A 20,070-nucleotide genomic window follows, 5' to 3' on the forward strand; every position below is an offset into this window, starting at 1 on the left:
TATCCAGCGCATGACCTGCCAGAGGCGCCCGGGCCATTCGCCAGGGCCGGACAGGGCGCCCTCCTTCCTGTAGAAATAAAAATACCGCCGCCAGCGACTTGTCGCCGCATGCAAAAGGACCGCTGATGGATACCCGTGTTGAATCCCCGCCCATCCACAGCAACACCCCTCCCGTCAAACGCATGAGCCGCCGCGCACGCCTGATTGGCAGCGTGCTGGCGGTGGCGGTGCTGGCCGGCACTGGCTGGCTGGCCTGGCACCTGACGCATCCCGATACGCCAGAGGCCGGTGCGGCAGGCGGGCGGCGTGGCGCACCGGCCACCACCGTTGGCGTGGCGACCGCCGAAAGCACCTCTATTCCGGTCATTCTGGATGCACTGGGCACCGTTACGCCGCAGGCCACCGTCAAGGTTCGGCCACAGGTGTCAGGGGTGATGGAAAAGGTGCTGTTCAAGGAAGGCCAGATGGTGCGCGCAGGCGAGCTGATGGCCACCATCGACCCGCGCCAGTTCGAGCTGGCGCTGATGCAGGCCAGCGGCCAGCGCCAGCGTGACGAGGCGCAATTGGCCAGCGCCCGCGTCACGCTGACGCGTTTTCAGACGCTGCTCAAGCAGGACTCGATTGCGCGGCAGGAAGTCGACACCCAGGCCGCGCTGGTCAGGCAGCTTGAAGGCACGGTGATGATCGACAAGGCCAACGAAGGCGTCGCCCGGCTCAACCTGGGCTATGCCCGCGTCGTCGCGCCCATCAGCGGACGTGTCGGCTTGCGCACGGTGGATGTCGGCAATGTGGTCAGCAGCAGCGACGCCAACGGCATTGCCCTGATCACGCAGGTCACCCCGATTGACGTGGTATTCGCCGTTCCGCAAGACCGCGCAGGGGAGTTGCAGCAGTCTGCCGTGTCCGGCCGGTCGATGAAGGTCACGGCGCTTGACCGGACACGCTCCAGTGCGCTGGACACCGGCGTGTTCACCTCGCTGGACAACCAGGTCGATGTGCAGACCGGCACGGTCAAGGCCAAGGCGCGCTTTGCCAACGCCCAGCTGGCGCTGTTTCCAAGCCAGTTCGTCAATGTGCAACTGGAGCTGCGAACCATTGAAAACGCTGTCACGGTGCCGGTGGCGGCGCTGCGCCATGGCAATGCCGGCGATTATGTCTATGTGGTGAATGCGGCCGAGCGCACGGTCAGCCTGCGGCCGGTCCAGCGCGGCCAGGCCACGGCCGACAAGATACAGATTGCCTCGGGCCTGAAGGCGGGCGAGCAGGTCATCACCGAAGGCGCCGACCGGCTCAAGGACGGCGCGCCGGTGGTGCTGCCCGGCGACAACCCCAGGGGCATGAACGGTGCAGGTGCCGGCAAGCGACAGCGTCCGGGCGCACCCGCCGACGGCGCCCGGCCGGGCGCGTCAGCCGCTGGCGATGCAGCAACGCCAGCGACCCTGCCGGCTTCGGGCGCGGCCAGCGCACCACGCCGCCGCCGCGCGTCTCAAGCCGAGGGCGCATGAACCCGCGCGCGCCAGCCAGTGCGCCGGATGTTCCCCCCGGCGATGGCGGACCTGACGGCCAGCGGGATGACATTGGGCCTTCGGCCGCCTTTGGCGACAACGCGCCCGCCTCGACGCTGAGCCCGTCCCGGCCCTTCATCATGCGGCCGGTGGCCACCGCGCTCTTGATGCTGGCCATCGTGCTGGCGGGCCTGGTCGGCTTCAGGCTGCTGCCGCTGTCGGCGCTGCCGCAGGTCGACTACCCGACCATCCAGGTCCAGACGCTCTACCCCGGCGCCAGCCCCGAAGTGATGGCGCAAACCGTCACCGCGCCGCTGGAGCGCCAGCTGGGCCAGATGGCCGGCCTGTCCCGCATGAGCTCGACCAGCACGGCGGGCGTGTCCATCGTCACATTGCAGTTCGGACTGGGGCTGGCACTGGACGTTGCCGAGCAGCAGGTGCAGGCGGCCATCAACGCCAGCGGCTCGCTGCTGCCGGCCGACCTGCCGGCGCCGCCGGTGTATGCCAAGGTCAATCCCGCCGATGCGCCGGTGCTCACGCTGGCCATCACCTCCGACACGCTGCCGCTGACCGAGGTGCAGAACATCGTCAACACCCGGCTGGCGCTGAAGATCAGCCAGGTGAGCGGTGTCGGGCTGGTGGCCCTCAGCGGCGGCCAGCGCCCGGCCGTGCGCATCCAGGCCGACACCCGGGCGCTGGCCTCGTATGGCCTGGGGCTCGACGCGCTGCGCACGGCGATCAGCGCCGCCAACGCCAATGGCGCAAAAGGCAGCATCGACGGCCCGACGCGCTCGTATTCGATCAACTCCAATGACCAGTTGCTGGCTGCGCAGGACTACCAAAAGCTCATCATTGCCTACCGCAACGGCGCGGCGGTGCGGGTGTCCGACGTGGCGCGGGTGGTCGAAAGCGCCGAGAACACCCAGCTGGGCGCCTGGGCCAGCATCGCCTGCACACCGAATGCTCCTGCGGCCTTAAAAAATCAGGAAGATTGCCTCGGAACGCCGGGCCAGCGGATGGTTCCCGCTATTATTTTAAATGTTCAGCGCCAACCCGGCGCGAATGTGATTGCCACGGTGGACGCCATCAAGGCGCGCCTGCCCGAGTTGCAGGCCGGCCTGCCAACCTCGATGCGCGTCGATGTGCTGAGCGACCGCACCACCGGCATCCGGGCTTCGGTGCTGCATGTCGAGATCGAGTTGCTGCTGGCGGTGCTGATGGTGGTGCTGGTGATCTTTGCCTTTTTGCACAACCTGCGCGCCACGGTGATCGCCAGCCTGTCGGTGCCGATCTCGCTCATCGGCACCTGCGGCGCAATGTATTTGCTCGGCTACAGCCTGAACAACCTGAGCCTGATGGCATTGACGATTGCCACCGGCTTCGTGGTGGATGACGCCATCGTCATGATCGAGAACATCTCGCGCTACATCGAGGAAGGCGAAAAGCCGATGCTCGCCGCGCTCAAGGGCGCGAAGCAGATTGGCTTCACGATCATCTCGCTGACCGTGTCGCTGATTGCCGTGCTGATTCCGCTGCTGTTCATGGGCGACGTGGTCGGCCGGCTGTTCCGTGAATTCGCCATCACGCTGGCCATCACGATCTTGATTTCGGCCGTCGTTTCGCTGACTTTGGTGCCGATGATGTCAGCGCGCTGGCTGAAAGCAGAACCCAAAAAGGTTGAAAACCGCCAGGACAACTCCATCGGCGCACGCTTTCAGCGCTTCTTTGACAACGTCATCGTCCGCTACGACCAGTCGCTCACCTGGGTGCTCAGGCACCAGGGCGCGACGCTGGTGGTGGCGCTGGCGACCTTGGTGCTGACCGTGCTGCTGTATGTCTTGATTCCCAAAGGCCTGTTCCCGACGCAGGACACCGGCCAGTTGCAGGCGCGCGTCGAAACCGCCCTGTCGGTGTCGTATGCGCGCATGTCGGAGCTGCAGCAGGCAGCGGCGCGCGAGATTTTGAAGGACCCGGACGTTGAGGCGCTGAGTTCCTTCATCGGCGTCGATGCGGCCAACAACACCATGCTGCACACCGGCCGCATGCTGATCAACCTGAAAAAAGAGCGCATCGGCAGCCAGCAGGAAACCATGGACCGGCTGCGCCAGCGCGCCAGCCAGGTCGCCGGCGTGACGCTGTACCTGCAGCCGACGCAGGATCTGACGATTGACGCCGAGACCGGTCCGACGCAGTTCCGCGTGTCGATGGAAGGCGCGAGCAACGCCGTGGTGGTGCAGTGGGCCAACCAGCTGGCCGAGCGCATGGCGCTGTCCACCAGCCTGCGCAATGTGGTGTCGGACGCCGGCGCGCAGGGCACGGCGGCTTTCATCAACGTGGACCGCGACACGGCGTCGCGCCTGGGCATTTCCGCTTCGGTGATTGACGATGCGCTGTACAACGCGTTTGGCCAGCGCATTGTCTCGACGATCTTCACCGAAACCAACCAGTACCGGGTGATTCTCGAAGCGCTGCCGGATGCGCGTGCCACGCCGGCATCGCTGGGCAACCTGCCTTTGAAAACCAGTGCGGGCACGACCACGCCTCTAGCGTCGATTGCCACCATTTCCGAGCAGCCCGCGCCGCTGCAGATCACCCACGTCGCCCAGTTCCCGGCAACGACGCTGGGCTTTGACACCGCGCCTGGCGTGTCGCTCGGCAAGGCGGTCGACGAGATCCGGCAGGCGGCCAGGGACATCGCCCTGCCGTCGAGCGTGACGATGACGTTTTTGGGCGCGGCGGGGGCTTACCAGTCGTCGCTTTCCAGCCAGTTGTGGCTGATTTTGGCGGCGGTGGTTTGCGTGTACATCGTGCTGGGCGTGCTGTATGAAAGCTATGTGCACCCGATGACGATTCTCTCGACGCTGCCATCGGCGGGCGTGGGGGCGCTGCTGATGCTGATGCTGAGCGGCTCTCCCCTGGGAGTGATTGGCATCATCGGCATCATTTTGTTGATTGGCATTGTAAAAAAGAACGCCATCATGATGATCGACTTTGCGATTGACGCCGAGCGCAACGAGGGCAAGTCGCCGCAGGAGGCGATTCACCAGGCGGCGCTGCTGCGCTTTCGGCCGATTTTGATGACGACGCTGGCGGCGCTGTTTGCGGCGGTGCCGTTGATGCTGGGGTTTGGCGAGGGGGCGGAGTTGCGGCGGCCGCTGGGACTGGCGATTTTTGGCGGTTTGATCGTCAGCCAGGTGTTGACGCTGTTCACGACGCCCGTTATCTATCTGGCGTTTGACCGGCTGGGGCGGCGGTTTGGGCGCAAGGAGCGGGTGGATGCTGCTGTTGCCTGATTTTCATGCTTTTTATGCGGTTTGCGCATATCCTGCTTGCGCTGGCAGCTCTTTAATTGATAGTGGATTTGGGGCTTCGTCCTTGGCTTGGTTTGGGGTTGATTTGAGGCTGGGTTTACGCTGCGTGGGCCTGCTGGCCGGGGGTTGCCCGGCGGCAAGTAACTTTCTTTTGCTTCGCCAAAATAAAGTCACCAAAGAAAAGGCGACCCGGCTGTCCGGGTCCCTGCGCTGCGCTTCGGGCGACCTGCGCTGCCCCAAAAAAACGGGGGTCGGCGCAAACTCGCTTCACTGCGTTGCGCTCAAACAGCGCGCCGCCCTGATCCCGTTTTTTCAGGTCATCACAGGCCCAGACAGAACGGGACAGGCGGGAAATGAAATCCGAACAGCAGAACAGCCAAACAGCCACCGCGTTCAGGCTTTGGGGAGGCAGACAATTCCGATGTCTTCATGTCATGCCGGGCTTGATCCGGCATCCATGAATTCGGGGCCATGGATTGCGGGTCAAGCCCGCAATGACAGACATTTGAAACAGGCACTTTTGCAATTTCAGCCTCCCTTAGCTCAAGACGCTATTAATTGGATAGCTAATTGCACAGTCTTTACGTGCGGAAGTGGCACTATTTATGCACAGACACGGGTTCTTGCACCCGCACCCGCATCCGCATCCGCTCCCGCCAGTCCCGTTCTGGCTGGGCCTGTGATGAGCGGCAAAAGCGGGATCAGGGCCGCGCGCTGTTTGAGCCGCAGGCGAGTTTGCGCGGACCCCCGCTTTTGTCGCTCATTACAGGTTGCCCGTAGCGAAGCGAAGGGACCCAGACAGCCGGGTCGCCTTTCTTTTGCTTACTTTTCTTTGGCGAAGCAAAGAAAAGTGAGTTGCCGCCGGGCAACCCCCGGCCAGCCGGCCTCAGCCAAGCTAATCCAACACGAAAACAAGGCAACGCCATCGACAGGCGCAACACCATGAACCTGTCCGAACCCTTCGTCAGGCGCCCCATCGCCACCGTCCTGCTGACCATCGCCATCGCCCTGGCCGGCATAGGCGCCTTCTTCGTCCTGCCCGTCTCCCCACTGCCCCAGGTCGATTTTCCCGTCATCTCGGTCAGCGCCTCCCTGCCCGGCGCCAGCCCCGCCACCATGGCCAGCAGCGTCGCCACGCCGCTCGAAAGGCGCCTGGGCGTGATCGCCGGCGTCAACGAAATGACCTCCAGCAGCGGCGCAGGCTCGACCCGCATCAGCCTGCAGTTCGAACTGAACCGCAAGATCGACTCGGCCGCCCGTGAAGTGCAGGCCGCCATCAACGCCTCGCGCGCCGACTTGCCTGCCACGCTGCGCAGCAACCCGACCTACCGCAAGGCCAATCCCGCGTCTTCACCCATCATCATCCTGGCGCTGACCTCCAAGAACCGCTCTCCAGGCGAAATCTACGACGAGGTGTCCAGCCTGGTGCAGCAAAAAATCGCCCAGGTGCCGGGTGTTGGCGATGTCGAACTCGGCGGCGGCTCGCTGCCCGCCGTGCGCGTCGAGCTGCTGCCCTTCGCCCTGAACCGCTACGGCGTCAGCATGGAAGACGTTCGTGCCGCACTGCAGGCGGCCAACGCCAACCGGCCGCGCGGCGCGATTGAAGGCAACGGCCAGCGACTGCAAATCTATGCTGTCGGCAACACCGCATTGGGAGGACTGCGCGCGGCCGACTACCGGGGGCTGATCGTCGCTTGGCGCAACGGTGCGGCGATTCGCCTGAGCGACGTGGCGGAGGTCAGCAACGGCGTGGAAAACACCAACACGCTGGGCCTGTTCAATGGCCAGCCAGCGGTCGTCGTGCTGGTCACGCGCCAGCCCGATGCCAACGTGATTGCCACGGTAGACGGCGTGCGCGCGCTGCTGCCCGAGTTGCGGGCGCAATTGCCGCCGGACGTGGATGTGCAGGTGGCGTCCGACAGCACCAACTCGATCCGCGCCTCGCTGCACGAAATCGAGGTCACGCTGCTGATCTCGATTGCGCTGGTGGTGCTGGTGGTCAGCGCCTTTTTGCGCAGCGTGCGCGCCACCTTCATTCCAGCCGTCGCCACCGTGGTGTCGCTGCTGGGTACTTTCGGTGTGATGTACCTGATGGGTTTCAGCCTGAACAACCTGAGCCTGATGGCGCTTACGGTTGCCACCGGCTTTGTCGTCGATGACGCCATCGTGGTGCTGGAAAACACCAGCCGCCACATCGAAGCCGGCATGGACCGCTTCAAGGCGGCGCTGCTGGGCGCGCGCGAGGTCGGATTCACCGTGCTGTCGATCAGCCTGTCGCTGGTGGCGGTGTTCATTCCGCTGCTGTTCATGGGCGGGCAGATCGGCCGGCTGTTCCGCGAGTTCGCCGTCACGCTGTCGGCAGCTGTCATGATCTCGCTGGTCATCTCGCTCACCACCACGCCGATGATGTGCGCCTGGCTGCTCAAGCCGCATGCCGACAACAAGCCGCCGGGACGCTTGGCACGCGCTTTTGAAAGCGCCTTCAATCGCCTGCTCAAGAGCTATGAAACCGCACTGGACTGGGCGCTTTCGGCCAAATTGCTCGTCATGCTGATCCTGCTGGCCGTGATCGGGCTGAATGTCTACCTGTACATCGCCGCGCCCAAGGGTTTTTTTCCGCAGCAGGACACCGGCCAGATCAACGGCTTTTTACGCGCTGACCGCAGCATCTCCTTCCAGGCGATGCAAAGCAAGCTCAAGCAGCTGGTGGACACCATCCGCGCCGATCCGGCGGTCGACACCGTGGTCGGTTTTACCGGTGGCTCGCGCGCCGGGGGTGGCTTCATGTTCATCAACCTCAAGCCGGTGGCGCAGCGCAGCGAGTCAGGCCAGGCGGTGATTGCGCGGCTGCGTCCGAAACTGGCGCAGGTCACCGGCGTCACGCTGTTCCTGAACCCGGTACAAGACCTGCGCGGCGGCGGGCGGCAGAGCAATTCCACCTACCAGTACACGCTGAAAAGCGACAACACCGCCGATCTCAAACGATGGGCAACGCGGCTGGCCGACCAGTTGAAGCTGTCGACCGCGCTGACCGACGTGGACACCGACCAGGAAGAAAACGGCGTCGAAACCATGGTCACCGTGGACAAGGAAAGCGCCGCGCGGCTTGGCGTGAGTTCGCGCGATGTCGACAACGCGCTGTACAACGCCTTCGGCCAGCGGCAGGTCGCGACGATCTACGGCGAGATGAACCAGTACAAGGTCATCATGCAGGTCGCGCCACGCTACATCGGCAGTCCCGAGGCGCTCAAGGACATCTATGTGCCAGCAAAAAATGCAGCGCTTACCGGCACATCCATCGCGAACCCTGCCCTGCGCGACCCGTCTGCCGGCCAGGCGCTGAGCACCACTGTCACCACCATGGTGCCGCTGTCGGCGATTGCCAGCTTCAGCGAAAATTCGGCGCCGGCATCAATCAGCCATGAAGACGGCGAGCTTTCCACCACGATTTCCTACAACCTGGCCACCGGCAGCACGCTCAGTGATGCGCAGGCCGCCGTCCAGGCAGCGGAGGCGGCGATCGGCCTGCCCAACAATGTGCGCGGCAGTTTTTCGGGCACGGCGCTCAGCGCGCAGCAGTCGCAAAATGAACAACCGCTGCTGATCCTGGCAGCGCTGGTGGTGATCTACATCGTGCTCGGCATCCTGTACGAAAGCCTGATCCACCCGCTGACGGTCATTTCCACACTGCCGTCGGCTGGCGTGGGCGCGCTGCTGGCGCTGCTGCTGTTCAAGATGGACCTGTCGATCATCGCGTTGATCGGCATCTTTTTGCTGATCGGCATTGTCAAGAAAAACGCCATTTTGATCATCGACTTTGCGCTGGACGCCGAACGCGCGCGCGGCTTGACAGCCGTGCAGGCGGTGCGCGAGGCTTGCTTGCTGCGTTTCCGGCCCATCCTGATGACCACCATGGCCGCCATCCTGGGCGCGCTGCCGCTGGCCATCGGCTTTGGCGAAGGGGCGGAGCTGCGCCGGCCGCTGGGCATCACCATCATTGGCGGGCTGATTGCCAGCCAGCTGCTGACGCTCTTGAGCACGCCGGTGGTGTATGTGCTGCTCGACAAGCTGCGCCACCGCAGCCCCTCGGAACGCCACCTGAGCCGACATCCGCACGGTCCGGCAGACATGACCGATACGGCGCCTTATCCTCTTGCGCCCTCTGGGAGGGGGCTGGGGTGAGGGCCAGCGGACCGAAAACCGCATGGAAAAATCCTGTGCCCACCTTGTCACACCCCGCCCCGCAACCCTCGTTCCCGCAAAGGCCGGAATGACGAATTCACCAAGTCGCCCATGCCTTCAAAACTGCCTTTTCATCTGCTGACGGTTGCCGCACTGGTTTTAGCGGTCAGCGGCTGCGCCATCGGGCCCGATTACCGGCGCCCTTCCACGCCGGACATCAGCGCCTACAAGGAAGCTGCAGGCTGGGAGCGTGCAGCCCCCGCCGATGCGCTGGAACGCGGGCCATGGTGGTCCCTGTTTGGCGACCCGGTGCTCGACCAGCTGGCCGCGCGGGTCGAAGTGTCGAACCAGAACGTCGCGGCAGCCGTGGGCGCTTATGCGAAGGCGCGCTCACTGGTGCGCGAGCAACGGGCCTCGATGTTTCCCTCCGTCACGCTGAATGGCGGCGCCAACCGCTCGCACAGCAGTTCGGGCAACAATTCCACCAGCGTCAGCGGCGGGCGCACCGGCAACAGCTTCAGTGCCAGCATCGGCGCGAGCTGGGAGCCCGATGTCTGGGGCCGATTGGAGCGCGCGGTGGACAGTGCCTCGGCCAGCGCCCAGGCCAGCGCCGCCGACCTGGCGTCGGCCCGGCTGTCGGCACAAGGCGAACTGGCGATCAACTACCTCACGCTGCGCCAGGTGGATGCACAAAAAGCGTTGCTGGAAAACACGCTGACCGGGTTCCGGCGCACGCTGGAGATCACCCAAAATCGCTACGCCGCCGGCATTGCGGCCAAAACCGACGTGCTGCAATCGCAGACCCAGCTGGCCAATGCGCAGGCGGACGATGCCGGGCTGGTGCGCCAGCGCGCACAGCTTGAACACGCCATCGCCGTGCTGGTGGGCGAAGCGCCGGGTAATTTTTCGCTCACGCCGGCCGCGTGGAATCCATCGGTGCCCGAAGTGCCGACCGGCGTGCCATCCACCCTGCTGCAACGCCGCCCCGACATTGCTGCGGCTGAACGCCGCGTGGCCGTGGCCAACGAACAGATCGGGATTGCGAGAAGCGCCTATTACCCCAACCTGCCGCTGGGTGCGTCGTATGGATTCGGCGCCAGCCGCGTGGCCGACCTGTTCAGCGCTTCCACCAGTGTCTGGTCGCTGGGCTTGTCGGCAGCGCAGACCTTGTTCAATGCCGGCGCCACCACCGCACGGGTCGAAGGCAGCGAAGCGGCGCATGCGCAGGCCGTGGCGCGTTACCGGCAAACCGTACTGACCGCGTTTCAGGGGGTGGAAGACCAACTGGCGGCCACCCGCGTCCTGCTGACCCAGCAGGATTTGCGGCGCCAGGCGTCGGAATCCGCCGACCAGGTCGAGCAGCAGGTGCTGAACCGCTACCGCAGCGGCCAGGTCAGCTACACCGAAGTCATCACCGCCCAAGCCACGGCACTGAGCGCCCGCCGCGCACTGGTTCAAGCCATGGCCGACCGCCAGACGACGGCAGTGGCGCTGATCCAGTCGCTGGGCGGCGGGTGGGCAGCAGACCAATGATGCTGGCGGCACTGGGCACTAAACGTTGATTCCAGCGGGTCCATCCTGATTCTTTTGCTATGTTTTAAATAGCTTCTTGCGCAGGCAAATATTGCGCTGGCGGCCTGTTTGATACATAAAGCGAAAGCGCAGCCGCTGAAGGCCGCCGCCAATGTTGCGGTGAAATTTTTGCCTTCTGGCCAGATTCCGTTTTCAAAGCAATTCGAAATCAGATGCACAGCCACGCGGCCATAGGCTTGACCGTGCCGCTTTTTTGCCAGCACTGCACAGCAAATTAACCTTCTGCCTCTGAAATTCGCCCTTAACCACCCACTGTTAACCTGGATCAGCATGAGCCTGTAGCTAACAGGCAATAGTCCAAACAACAAAGGGAGTGACCGCCATGAAACTGCTGACTGACCTGTTTTCAACTGACTACGGTTTGATGAGCATCCTCGGCATTGTCTTCATGATGGGCATGGGCGTGTTCTTTCTTCGCCTGTTCATGGGCAAGATGAAACACGATCCTACGGTCCCGCGCAAGTAAGCGGAGAAGTTGCCTGCAGCAACCTGAGTGCTCAATGGTTTGGCAGTCACCTGTCTTGATGAAGATGCCAAATTGAAGAAGACCCGCCTTGGACGGGGCTTGACTGCCAAGCCTGTTTAAACCTTTGGTGCCCAGACTTGTGCCTTGAACATGGCGTCAACCGGTGTGTGCAGCACGTGATTTGAATAATTGCTGATCGTCTTGACTGCAATTGCCAGAATAATGTCGAGAACGTTTTTTTCGGTATAGCCGGCGTTCAAAAAATCCGACAGTTCCTGCGGTGTTGGTTTTCCGCGCGAGGAAACCATTGTCTGCGTGAATTGGTTCAATGCTGCCAGCTTCGCATCTTCCAATGGCGCATCGTCGCGAACGGCCTGAACGGCTTGAGCAGGCGTCTTGGAAACAGCAGCCGCTATGAAACTGTGCGCTGCAACGCAATAGGTGCACTCATTGACGCGGGCAATGCTCAGGAATACGAGTTCCTGTTCAGCAGGGGTGAAGCCGGACTCGTCACGAAAAAGTTGATAGCCATGAAGATAACCGTCCAGAAGCGCAGGCGAATTGGCCATTCCAGCGTACATGTTGGGAATGCCGCCGGCCGATTTCTTGCCAGCCTCCAGCACTTCTTTGGTCCGGCCTTGCGCGGTCTCGAGGCTGGTGGGAGAAAGAGAAAGTTTTGCAATGTTACGCATTGATAGCTCCTAAAAAAATGGAAAAAGAAAAAAATATTGGACCGATCAGTCCAAATTAAATAAAAAAATTAGAGCGCCAATCCATGCACCATATTTTCAATAGCTGGATCGAGATCAACCCCTGAAAATCCGCTTTTAGCAAGAACGCGCAGGCCTGCAATGCCGGTCACGAGGATGATGGCGTACCGGTACGGGTCCACGTCAGTGTTGAAATGGCCTGCGCCCTGCCCGGCGCGGATGAGGGTCGAAAAAGCATCCCTCATCCCGTCGAAACCAGCCTTGACGTGTTGACGTACTTCGCTGTCACGTGCCCCGAATTCAGCGGCCGTATTCACCAGCAAGCAGCCTCGCCCCGCGTTGTTATCGGACGCTGCCTCTCGCAATATCTGGCGCAGCAGCACTGCCACATTTTCACTTTTGGAGCCGGCACAAACCTTCGATCGCTGATCGTCGGCATAGTGCTTTAACGATTCAATGAACAGGTTTTTCTTTGAACCAAACGTGTTGTACAAAGATGACTTTGCAACGCCCATTGCCTGCGCAATTTCAAGCGCAGGCAATGCCCCATAGCCCATTTTCCAGAAAGCATCAACAGCCCGGGTGAGTGCTTCACCACGATCAAACTCCAATTGTCGTGCCATCGTCAGCATACCTTTTCATAAATTCTGGACCGATCGTACCAGAATTTTGGTACTATTATCTTTTCATACAAATCCTGCGCAGCAAATTGCGCGACGTTACCAAGGCTATCCAATGACCAGTGCAAACGAGTACATCCCTCCCAAGGTCTGGACCTGGGACAAAGAAAGCGGCGGCAAGTTTGCCAACATCAACCGGCCTGTGGCGGGTGCCACACATGACAAGGACCGGCCACTGGGACGCCACCCGTTGCAGCTTTATTCACTGGCCACGCCGAACGGCGTCAAGGTAACGATCATGCTGGAAGAGTTGCTGGCACTTGGACACAGCGGCGCCGAGTACGATGCATGGCTGATCCGTATCGATGAAGGTGACCAGTTTGGCAGTGGCTTTGTTGGCGCCAACCCCAACTCAAAAATTCCGGCCTTGATGGACCACAGTGGTGAAACACCGGTTCGGGTGTTCGAGTCTGGTGCCATCCTGCAGTACCTGGCCGAGAAGTTTGGCGCCTTTTTGCCCGCAAGCGGCGCAGCACGAGCCGAGTGCTTGTCCTGGCTGTTCTGGCAAATGGGCAGTGCGCCCTTTCTGGGAGGAGGTTTTGGCCACTTCTACGCCTACGCACCGGCCAAGTTTGAATACCCCATCAACCGCTTCGCCATGGAAGTCAAACGCCAGCTTGATGTGCTGGACCGTCAGCTGGCAAAGCACCGTTTCCTGGCAGGCGACGACTACACCATCGCTGACATTGCAGTTTGGCCTTGGTACGGCACGCTGGTCAAGGGCCTTCTTTACGAGGCAGGGGAGTTCCTCGGCGTGCAGGAGTACAAGCATGTGCTGCGCTGGACTGACGAGATTGCGTTGCGTCCCGCCGTGCAGCGAGGTCGAAAGGTCAACCGAACCTGGGGGGAGCCTTCAAGCCAGCTGTTCGAACGCCACGAGGGCAGCGACTTTGAAACCCAGACCCAGGACAAAGTCGCCCCTTCCACGGAGGACAAACCATGATTACCCTGTACGACTGCGCCACCGCACCCAGCCCGCGCCGCGCCCGGATCTTTTTGGCTGAAAAAGGCATGTCTCATGAAACTGTGGAGATCGATCTGCGTGGCACCGAACACATGGGCGAGGCTTACCGCCAGATTAACCCGCAGTGCACCGTGCCTGCGCTGCGAACAGAAGAAGGCTCATTGCTTACCGACAATGCCGCCATTGCCGCTTACCTTGAAGCGCTTCACCCTGAGCCACCATTGATGGGCCGCACGCCGCAAGACAAGGCGGAAATCGCCAGCTGGCAGTGGCGGGTCGAGTTTGAAGGCCTGCTGGCAGTAGCCGACGCATTTCGCAACAGCAGCCCTGCCATGGTGAATCGCGCCCTGCCAGGTCCGGTGGACTATCCGCAAATTCCTGAACTGGGTCAGCGTGGTCTGGCCCGGGTTGAGCAATTCTTTTTGACTCTGAACAAACAATTGGCTGGGCGCGATTTCATCGCTGCAAACCAGTTCAGCATTGCAGACATCACGGCGGTGGTGGCACTGGACTTTGCGCGGGTGGTCCGGCTCAAACCCGCAGGAGATCTGGAACATCTGCTTCGATGGCGTGCAGCAATGGGGGAGCGCCCTTCCATCGCTGGCTGAACAGCACGGTCAGCTGTGGACTCGGCGGGGGTACCGGGCTGATCAGCTACCGCTGCTACAACTGCCTTTGCCGCGCTCTTGAATTGGCGGACACGACACCGAGCCGTACGAGCAGTAGACACAACAGTCACCCGACTTTGGTTTGAGCACCGCATGGCATTGCTCGCACTCATAAAACCACTGACAAGCATCGGTGGGCATCGTCTCGGACTTGGCATGTCCACACTCAGGACAGGTCAGTGTGGATTCCGTCATAACAATGGTCACTTGGCAGCACCCACCACAGTCGAGGGATAACCAGCGTTCTTGGTGGCACGGGTGAGTACATCGACGTTCGTTTTCGCATCGTCGAACGTCACCTTCGCCTCGCGCCGCTCTAAATTCACCTCCGTCTTGCCAACGCCAGACACCTTGCCCAAGGCCATCTTGACGGTGATCGGGCAAGCCGCACAGTTCATGTCCGGCATAAATAGCGTGACCGATTGCGTGGCTGCCCACAAAGACGAGGTCAGTGTGGCCAGCATGACCAGCGTAAATATTTTTTTCATGTTGCCGTTTCAATAAAACCAGGGGGCGGCTAGCGGAAACGCAAGTGCAATGAACACCAGCATGACCACGGCCCAGAACAAGACCTTGTAGCGGCGGTTGATGTGCCGTAGTGCGCAGACCTGGCCCGGCGCACAGTTTGCTGCGGGTCGCCAGATACGCAGATACGCGAAGTACAGCGACACGACTGCCGCACCAATGAAAATCGGCTGATAGGGTTCGAGCAAGGTCAGGTTGCTGATCCACGCACCTGATACACCAAGCGTGAGGAGCACCAAGGGCCCGAGGCAGCACGTGGAGGCCAGGATGGCCGCCAGACCGCCGCTCAGCAACGCACCTTGCCCGCCATCACGTGAAGATTCAGCTGATAAATCTTTTTTCATGCTGTAAGCTTATCTCCGTACTCAAGTACGGAGTCAAGCACCATGAATGAACCATCCAAAACACGCACCATCGGCGTCCTGGCCGATGCCGCCGGCGTCAATGTAGAGACGATCCGCTTCTACCAGCGCAAAGGTCTGATGCTGGAGCCTGACCGTCCATTGGGTGGTATTCGTCGTTACAGCAGCGCAGCTCTGGCCCGCGTGCGCTTCATCAAGTCCGCCCAGCGATTGGGTTTCAGTCTGGATGAGATCGCAGACTTGCTCCAACTTGAGGATGGGTCACAGTGCGCCGAAGCGCGCGAGAAGGCCGAGCATAAACTGACAGACGTGCGAGTGCGGCTTGCCGATTTGCAAAGAATCGAGGAGGCTCTGAAAACGATTGTCGAGCGTTGCCGCACTACAAGCGGTCGGGTGAAGTGTCCGCTGATTGCGGTATTGAAGGAGAAATGACGATTTAACTGTCAGGAATCTGTTTCTGATTCCCCGTTACCACTTTGAAAATTGCTATTTATTTAATAGCTATAGCTTGTTGATGGCATTGCGAGAAATCATTCTTTTCTTAAAATTTCTCCTCGCAATCCGGCTCAAGACCGTATTGTGTTGGCGACCCGCTCAGCACAAGCCCTGGCTTGCTCGGCATCGCGTGCTTCCACCATCACACGCAGCAACGGTTCTGTGCCACTGGCCCGGATCAGGATACGACCGGTATCGCCCAGTTCAACCCGTACCGCTTCAGTGTGCGTCGCCAGTTCTGCACTGTCTTTCCAATTCTGACCAGGCTTGAGCCGCACATTGATCAGGGTCTGCGGGAACAGTACCACATCGGACAGCAGTTCAGAAAGCGTCTGCTGGCTGCGCACGCAGGCCTGCAGCACCTGAAGTGCGCTGATCAGGCCATCGCCGGTGGTGTGCTTGTCCAGTGCCAGCAAATGGCCGGAACCCTCGCCGCCTAGCAGCCAGCCACGCTTTTCAAGTTCTTCAAGCACATAGCGGTCGCCAACCTTGGCACGCACAAATTCCAGACCTTTGGCTTTTAACGCCAATTCCACAGCCATATTGGTCATCAGGGTACCGACAGTGCCCGGAACTTTTTCGCCGCGCGCAAGACGCTCGTTAACCATCAGAAACAGCACTTCGTCGCCGTTGAAAAGACGGCCTTCGGCATCGACTACCTGCAGCCGGTCAGCATCGCCGTCGAGTGCAATGCCGTAGTCAGCCTTATTGGCGAGCACCGCAGCCACCAGTGCGTCTGGATGGGTTGCACCGAAACCATCGTTGATGTTCAGGCCATCGGGCGCGCAGCCGATGGCAATCACCTCGGCACCTAATTCATGAAACACCATGGGGGCAATGTGGTAGGCCGCCCCGTGTGCGCCGTCGACCACAATCTTCAAGCCTTTGAGCGTCAAGTCGTGGGCAAAAGTGCTTTTGCAAAATTCAATGTAGCGTCCGGCAGCATCGTCAAGCCGACGGGTTTTTCCCAATGACGCTGAATCTGCCCAGACCGGCGGCTCATCAAGTGCGGCTTCCACCGCGGACTCCCATTCGTCATTGAGCTTGGTACCGTGGGCGCTGAAAAACTTGATGCCGTTGTCGGCAAAGGGGTTGTGGCTGGCACTGATCACCACGCCCAGGCTGGCACGTTGCGCCCGCGTCAGGTAGGCGACACCGGGCGTTGGCAAGGGCCCAAGCAGCACCACGTCAACACCAGCGGAATTGAAACCGGACTCCAGCGCACTTTCCAGCATGTAGCCTGAAATCCGGGTGTCCTTGCCGATCAGCACAGTCGGGCGCGTTTCGGTTCTGCGCAGTACGCGTCCTACTGCATGGGCGAGACGAAGTACGAAATCAGGCGTGATGGGCGCCTGTCCGACCGTGCCGCGGATGCCATCGGTGCCAAAGTATTTTCTTGTCATGGGTGTTGTGGTTTATTGACGTTGTGGTGCAGTATTCAGCCCATTAAGAGCACGACTTGGCACTGATTTTATGGCCGTCTTTTGAGCTTGGACCAAACGACTGCCATTTTTTGTGCACTGCAACAATCATGCGTCATGTGCCAAGCGCATTGTCCTATGGGCTGGCAGCTTTCCAGACTTTCAATACTTGCACGGTTTCCCGCACGTCATGAACTCGCACGATATGTGCGCCGCGTTCAATGGAGAGCAAGGCGGCGGCTACGCTTGGAATCATGCGCCCCTGAGGTGAAGCTGTTGCCAGATCATCACAGACCGCGGCCAGCGATGATTTACGTGACCAACCCGCGAGCAGCGGATAGCCGGCTGCCAGCAATTCATGCTGGCGTGCCAGCAGGACAAAATTCTGCTCCACTGTTTTTCCAAAACCAATGCCCGGATCCAGCACGATACGGGATTTTTCGACCCCGAGCGTTTGCAAGGTTTGTGCTGCCTCCTTCAGAAACAAGAAAACCTGAGGAACCACGTCACCCTGCATGGGCGTTGCCTGCATGGTTTGCGGCTCGCGATGCATGTGCATCAGGCAGACACCACAAGACGCATGCGCCGCCACAGCTTCAAGAGCTCCTGGCTGACGAAGCGCCCAGATGTCATTGATGATGTCGGCCCCAAGATCGAGCACGGCGCGCATGACTTCGGGCTTGTAGGTGTCCACTGAAACCGGCACGCCCAGCGTGACGGCATGGCGAACCACCGGCAGCACACGGGCCAGTTCCTGCTCCAGCGGCACTGGCAAGGCGCCAGGACGCGTGGATTCGCCGCCGATGTCCAACAGGTCCGCGCCATCCCGAACCAACTTTTCGCAATGGGCCAACACGACCGACAAATTATCAGTAGCAAAGGAATAGTTTGCGCCGTCAGAAAATGAATCTGGCGTGACATTGACAATGCCCATGACGCGAGGTTGCGACAGGTCCAACTGAAAACGCGCGGTTTGCCAGATCACGAAAGGTCCTTGCGGGTGACTACGGATTGAACGATTAAATGGGGCATAACGATAACAACAGGCCCAAAGAAAAACCGGGGACTGGCCCCGGTTTTCAGAATATCTGGCGAACTGAAGGGTCTAGATCAGGCGGCGTTAGGGGCCGGGTCAGTTGTAACCGCTGGACTGCCACCACTCGGGCCAGAGCCCCCGCTGCCAACGGAAGGATTGCGTGGCGTCCAGTCTTTGGGAGGACGCGGCTCCTTGCCGGCCATGATATCGTCCATCTGCTCAACGTCGATGGTTTCCCATTCCAGCAAAGCCTTGGCCATCGCGTGCATCTTGTCCTTGTTGTCTTCGATGATTTTGCGCGCCAAGCTGTATTGCTGATCAATGATGCGGCGCACTTCGTTATCGACTTTTTGCAGCGTGGCTTCACTCATGTTGTTGGTCTTGGTCACAGAACGGCCCAAAAACACTTCGCCTTCGTTCTCCGCATAAACCATGGGGCCGAGCGCATCGGTCATACCGTAGCGCGTCACCATGTCCCTTGCCAATCCGGTAGCCCGCTCGAAATCGTTGCTGGCGCCAGTGGTCATCTGGTTCATGAACACTTCTTCAGCGATACGGCCACCGAACAGCATGCTGATCTGGCTCAGCATGTATTCGCGGTCGTAGCTGTAGCGATCCTGCGCCGGGAGACTCATTGTGACCCCCAGGGCGCGGCCACGCGGAATAATGGTGACCTTATGGACTGGATCGCACTTTGGCAGCATTTTGCCGAGCAAAGCATGGCCAGACTCATGGTAAGCCGTATTTCGACGCTCTTCCTCAGGCATAACCATGCTCTTGCGCTCGGGACCCATCAGGATCTTGTCCTTGGCTTTTTCAAAGTCCTGCATCTCCACAGTGCGGGCACTGCGACGCGCGGCCATCAAAGCCGCTTCGTTGCACAGGTTGGCCAGATCGGCCCCCGACATGCCAGGGGTACCGCGGGCAATCACACTGGCATTCACGTCCTGTCCCAGCGGGACTTTGCGCATGTGGACATTAAGGATCTGTTCGCGGCCGCGAATGTCGGGCAGCGTGACATACACCTGGCGGTCAAAACGACCGGGACGGAGCAAGGCAGCGTCCAGAATATCGGGGCGGTTGGTGGCCGCCACGACGATCACACCTACATTGGTTTCAAAACCATCCATCTCAACCAGCATCTGGTTCAAGGTCTGCTCGCGCTCATCATTGCCACCACCGACACCGGCACCACGCTGGCGGCCAACGGCGTCAATCTCGTCAATGAAGATGATGCAAGGCGCATTTTTCTTGGCATTGTCAAACATGTCGCGAACCCGGGCGGCGCCCACGCCAACGAACATCTCAACGAAGTCGGAACCGGAAATCGAGAAAAACGGAACCTTGGCTTCACCGGCAATACCCTTGGCGAGCAAGGTTTTACCAGTGCCCGGAGGGCCAACCAAAAGCAAACCACGGGGAATGCGACCGCCTAGTTTCTGGAACTTGGCCGGATCCTTCAGGAAATCGACCACCTCCTTGACTTCTTCCTTTGCCTCGTCGCAGCCTGCCACGTCAGCAAATGTCACGGTGTTGGTGGATTCATCCAGCATGCGTGCCTTGGATTTACCAAAACTGAAGGCCCCGCCCTTGCCGCCGCCTTGCATTTGTCGCATGAAGTACACCCACACCCCGATCAGCAGCAGCATGGGACCCCAACTGACGAGGAGCGTCATCAGCAAGGAGCTTTCTTCGCGCGCCTTGACGTCAAACTTCACATCGTTGGCGATCAAATCGCCAATCAAGCCACGGTCAAGGTAGGTGGCCGTAGTGCGGATTTTGCGGTCATCGATGGTTGTGGCGGCGATTTCAGTGCCTCCCTGACCTTCGGCGATAGTTGCCGTCCTGATGCGCTTGCCACGCACCTCTTCAAGAAACTCGGAGTAACCCAAGTAATTGGAGCCGGTGCCGGCGCGTGTGTCGAATTGCTTGAACACGGTGAAAAGCACCATAGCAATGACAAGCCAGATTGCTACTTTAGAAAACCACTGATTATTCAAGGACTGCTCCGATATATGAATCCAAAACCGATTGCATCGCACATGAGACTCATTTTAGGCGTTTCAAGAGGCCAGACCGGCGATTAAGGCTTTGCATCCCTGTGCAGAACACGGATTTAACCGGATATTTCAGCGTTACGAACGTAATTTCA

16 protein-coding genes are annotated in these 20,070 nt (G+C 60.3%); 8 read left to right on the forward strand and 8 right to left on the reverse strand.

Annotated elements, in window-relative coordinates:
• Positions 1 to 125 precede the first annotated feature (125 nt).
• From IWX87_RS06790 to IWX87_RS06810, 5 genes are all read left to right on the forward strand, one after another.
• A complete protein-coding gene (locus IWX87_RS06790; RefSeq protein ID WP_196862764.1) occupies positions 126 to 1,505 on the forward strand; it encodes an efflux RND transporter periplasmic adaptor subunit in 1,380 nt (459 codons plus the stop codon).
• Positions 1,506 to 1,621: 116 nt separating this feature from the next.
• Positions 1,622 to 4,798, forward strand: coding sequence for an efflux RND transporter permease subunit (locus IWX87_RS06795; protein WP_304609486.1), 3,177 nt, complete (start codon positions 1,622 to 1,624; stop codon positions 4,796 to 4,798).
• 960 nt (positions 4,799 to 5,758) lie between these two features.
• Entirely contained in the window at positions 5,759 to 8,998 is a 3,240-nt protein-coding gene (locus IWX87_RS06800) for an efflux RND transporter permease subunit (protein ID WP_196862765.1), read from the forward strand.
• A 111-nt stretch (positions 8,999 to 9,109) separates the two neighbouring features.
• Entirely contained in the window at positions 9,110 to 10,531 is a 1,422-nt protein-coding gene (locus IWX87_RS06805; protein ID WP_196862766.1) for an efflux transporter outer membrane subunit, read from the forward strand.
• Positions 10,532 to 10,913: 382 nt separating this feature from the next.
• The gene (locus IWX87_RS06810) at positions 10,914 to 11,057 is read left to right on the forward strand and encodes a DUF3149 domain-containing protein (RefSeq protein WP_196862767.1); all 144 of its coding nucleotides are present in this window, start codon (positions 10,914 to 10,916) and stop codon (positions 11,055 to 11,057) included.
• A 116-nt stretch (positions 11,058 to 11,173) separates the two neighbouring features.
• Here IWX87_RS06810 and IWX87_RS06815 read toward each other — a convergent pair whose 3' ends face one another.
• Both IWX87_RS06815 and IWX87_RS06820 read right to left on the reverse strand, forming a co-directional pair.
• A complete protein-coding gene (locus IWX87_RS06815; protein ID WP_196862768.1) occupies positions 11,174 to 11,749 on the reverse strand; it encodes a carboxymuconolactone decarboxylase family protein in 576 nt (191 codons plus the stop codon).
• 68 nt (positions 11,750 to 11,817) lie between these two features.
• Entirely contained in the window at positions 11,818 to 12,399 is a 582-nt protein-coding gene (locus IWX87_RS06820) for a TetR/AcrR family transcriptional regulator (RefSeq protein WP_196862769.1), read from the reverse strand.
• A 103-nt stretch (positions 12,400 to 12,502) separates the two neighbouring features.
• On the opposite strand from IWX87_RS06820, the gene yghU reads away from it, so the two are divergent.
• Positions 12,503 to 13,390, forward strand: coding sequence for a glutathione-dependent disulfide-bond oxidoreductase (gene yghU / locus IWX87_RS06825; RefSeq protein WP_196862770.1), 888 nt, complete (start codon positions 12,503 to 12,505; stop codon positions 13,388 to 13,390).
• Entirely contained in the window at positions 13,387 to 14,019 is a 633-nt protein-coding gene (locus tag IWX87_RS06830; RefSeq protein ID WP_196862771.1) for a glutathione S-transferase family protein, read from the forward strand. The genes yghU and IWX87_RS06830 overlap by 4 nt, the downstream gene beginning before the upstream one ends.
• Before the next feature lie 42 nt (positions 14,020 to 14,061).
• Here the strand turns inward: IWX87_RS06830 and IWX87_RS19605 are convergent, their stop codons facing one another.
• The 3 genes from IWX87_RS19605 to merT are packed head-to-tail and all read right to left on the reverse strand — an operon-like array spanning position 14,062 to position 14,948.
• The gene (locus tag IWX87_RS19605; protein ID WP_231374649.1) at positions 14,062 to 14,274 is read right to left on the reverse strand and encodes a GDCCVxC domain-containing (seleno)protein; all 213 of its coding nucleotides are present in this window, start codon (positions 14,272 to 14,274) and stop codon (positions 14,062 to 14,064) included.
• A gap of 8 nt (positions 14,275 to 14,282) precedes the next feature.
• Complete coding sequence (gene merP / locus IWX87_RS06835) at positions 14,283 to 14,567, reverse strand: mercury resistance system periplasmic binding protein MerP (RefSeq protein WP_196862772.1); 285 nt, start codon at positions 14,565 to 14,567, stop codon at positions 14,283 to 14,285.
• Positions 14,568 to 14,576: 9 nt separating this feature from the next.
• Positions 14,577 to 14,948 (reverse strand): mercuric ion transporter MerT, encoded by a 372-nt coding sequence (merT, locus tag IWX87_RS06840; RefSeq protein WP_196862773.1) that lies wholly within the window; start codon positions 14,946 to 14,948, stop codon positions 14,577 to 14,579.
• Positions 14,949 to 14,990: 42 nt separating this feature from the next.
• Between merT and merR the strand changes: the two genes are divergently transcribed.
• Positions 14,991 to 15,398, forward strand: a complete 408-nt coding sequence (merR, locus tag IWX87_RS06845) for an Hg(II)-responsive transcriptional regulator (protein WP_196862774.1) — start codon at positions 14,991 to 14,993, stop codon at positions 15,396 to 15,398.
• Positions 15,399 to 15,532: 134 nt separating this feature from the next.
• Here the strand turns inward: merR and glmM are convergent, their stop codons facing one another.
• From glmM to ftsH, 3 genes are all read right to left on the reverse strand, one after another.
• Complete coding sequence (gene glmM / locus IWX87_RS06850) at positions 15,533 to 16,864, reverse strand: phosphoglucosamine mutase (protein ID WP_196862775.1); 1,332 nt, start codon at positions 16,862 to 16,864, stop codon at positions 15,533 to 15,535.
• Between the two features lie 154 nt (positions 16,865 to 17,018).
• Positions 17,019 to 17,867 carry a dihydropteroate synthase gene (folP, locus tag IWX87_RS06855; RefSeq protein ID WP_196862776.1) on the reverse strand — a complete coding sequence of 283 codons (849 nt, stop codon included), beginning with the start codon at positions 17,865 to 17,867 and terminating at the stop codon, positions 17,019 to 17,021.
• 125 nt (positions 17,868 to 17,992) lie between these two features.
• The gene (ftsH, locus tag IWX87_RS06860; protein WP_196862777.1) at positions 17,993 to 19,918 is read right to left on the reverse strand and encodes an ATP-dependent zinc metalloprotease FtsH; all 1,926 of its coding nucleotides are present in this window, start codon (positions 19,916 to 19,918) and stop codon (positions 17,993 to 17,995) included.
• Positions 19,919 to 20,070 lie beyond the last annotated feature (152 nt).

Source organism: Polaromonas sp. CG_9.7 (assembly GCF_015752205.1).
Lineage (GTDB): Bacteria > Pseudomonadota > Gammaproteobacteria > Burkholderiales > Burkholderiaceae_C > Polaromonas.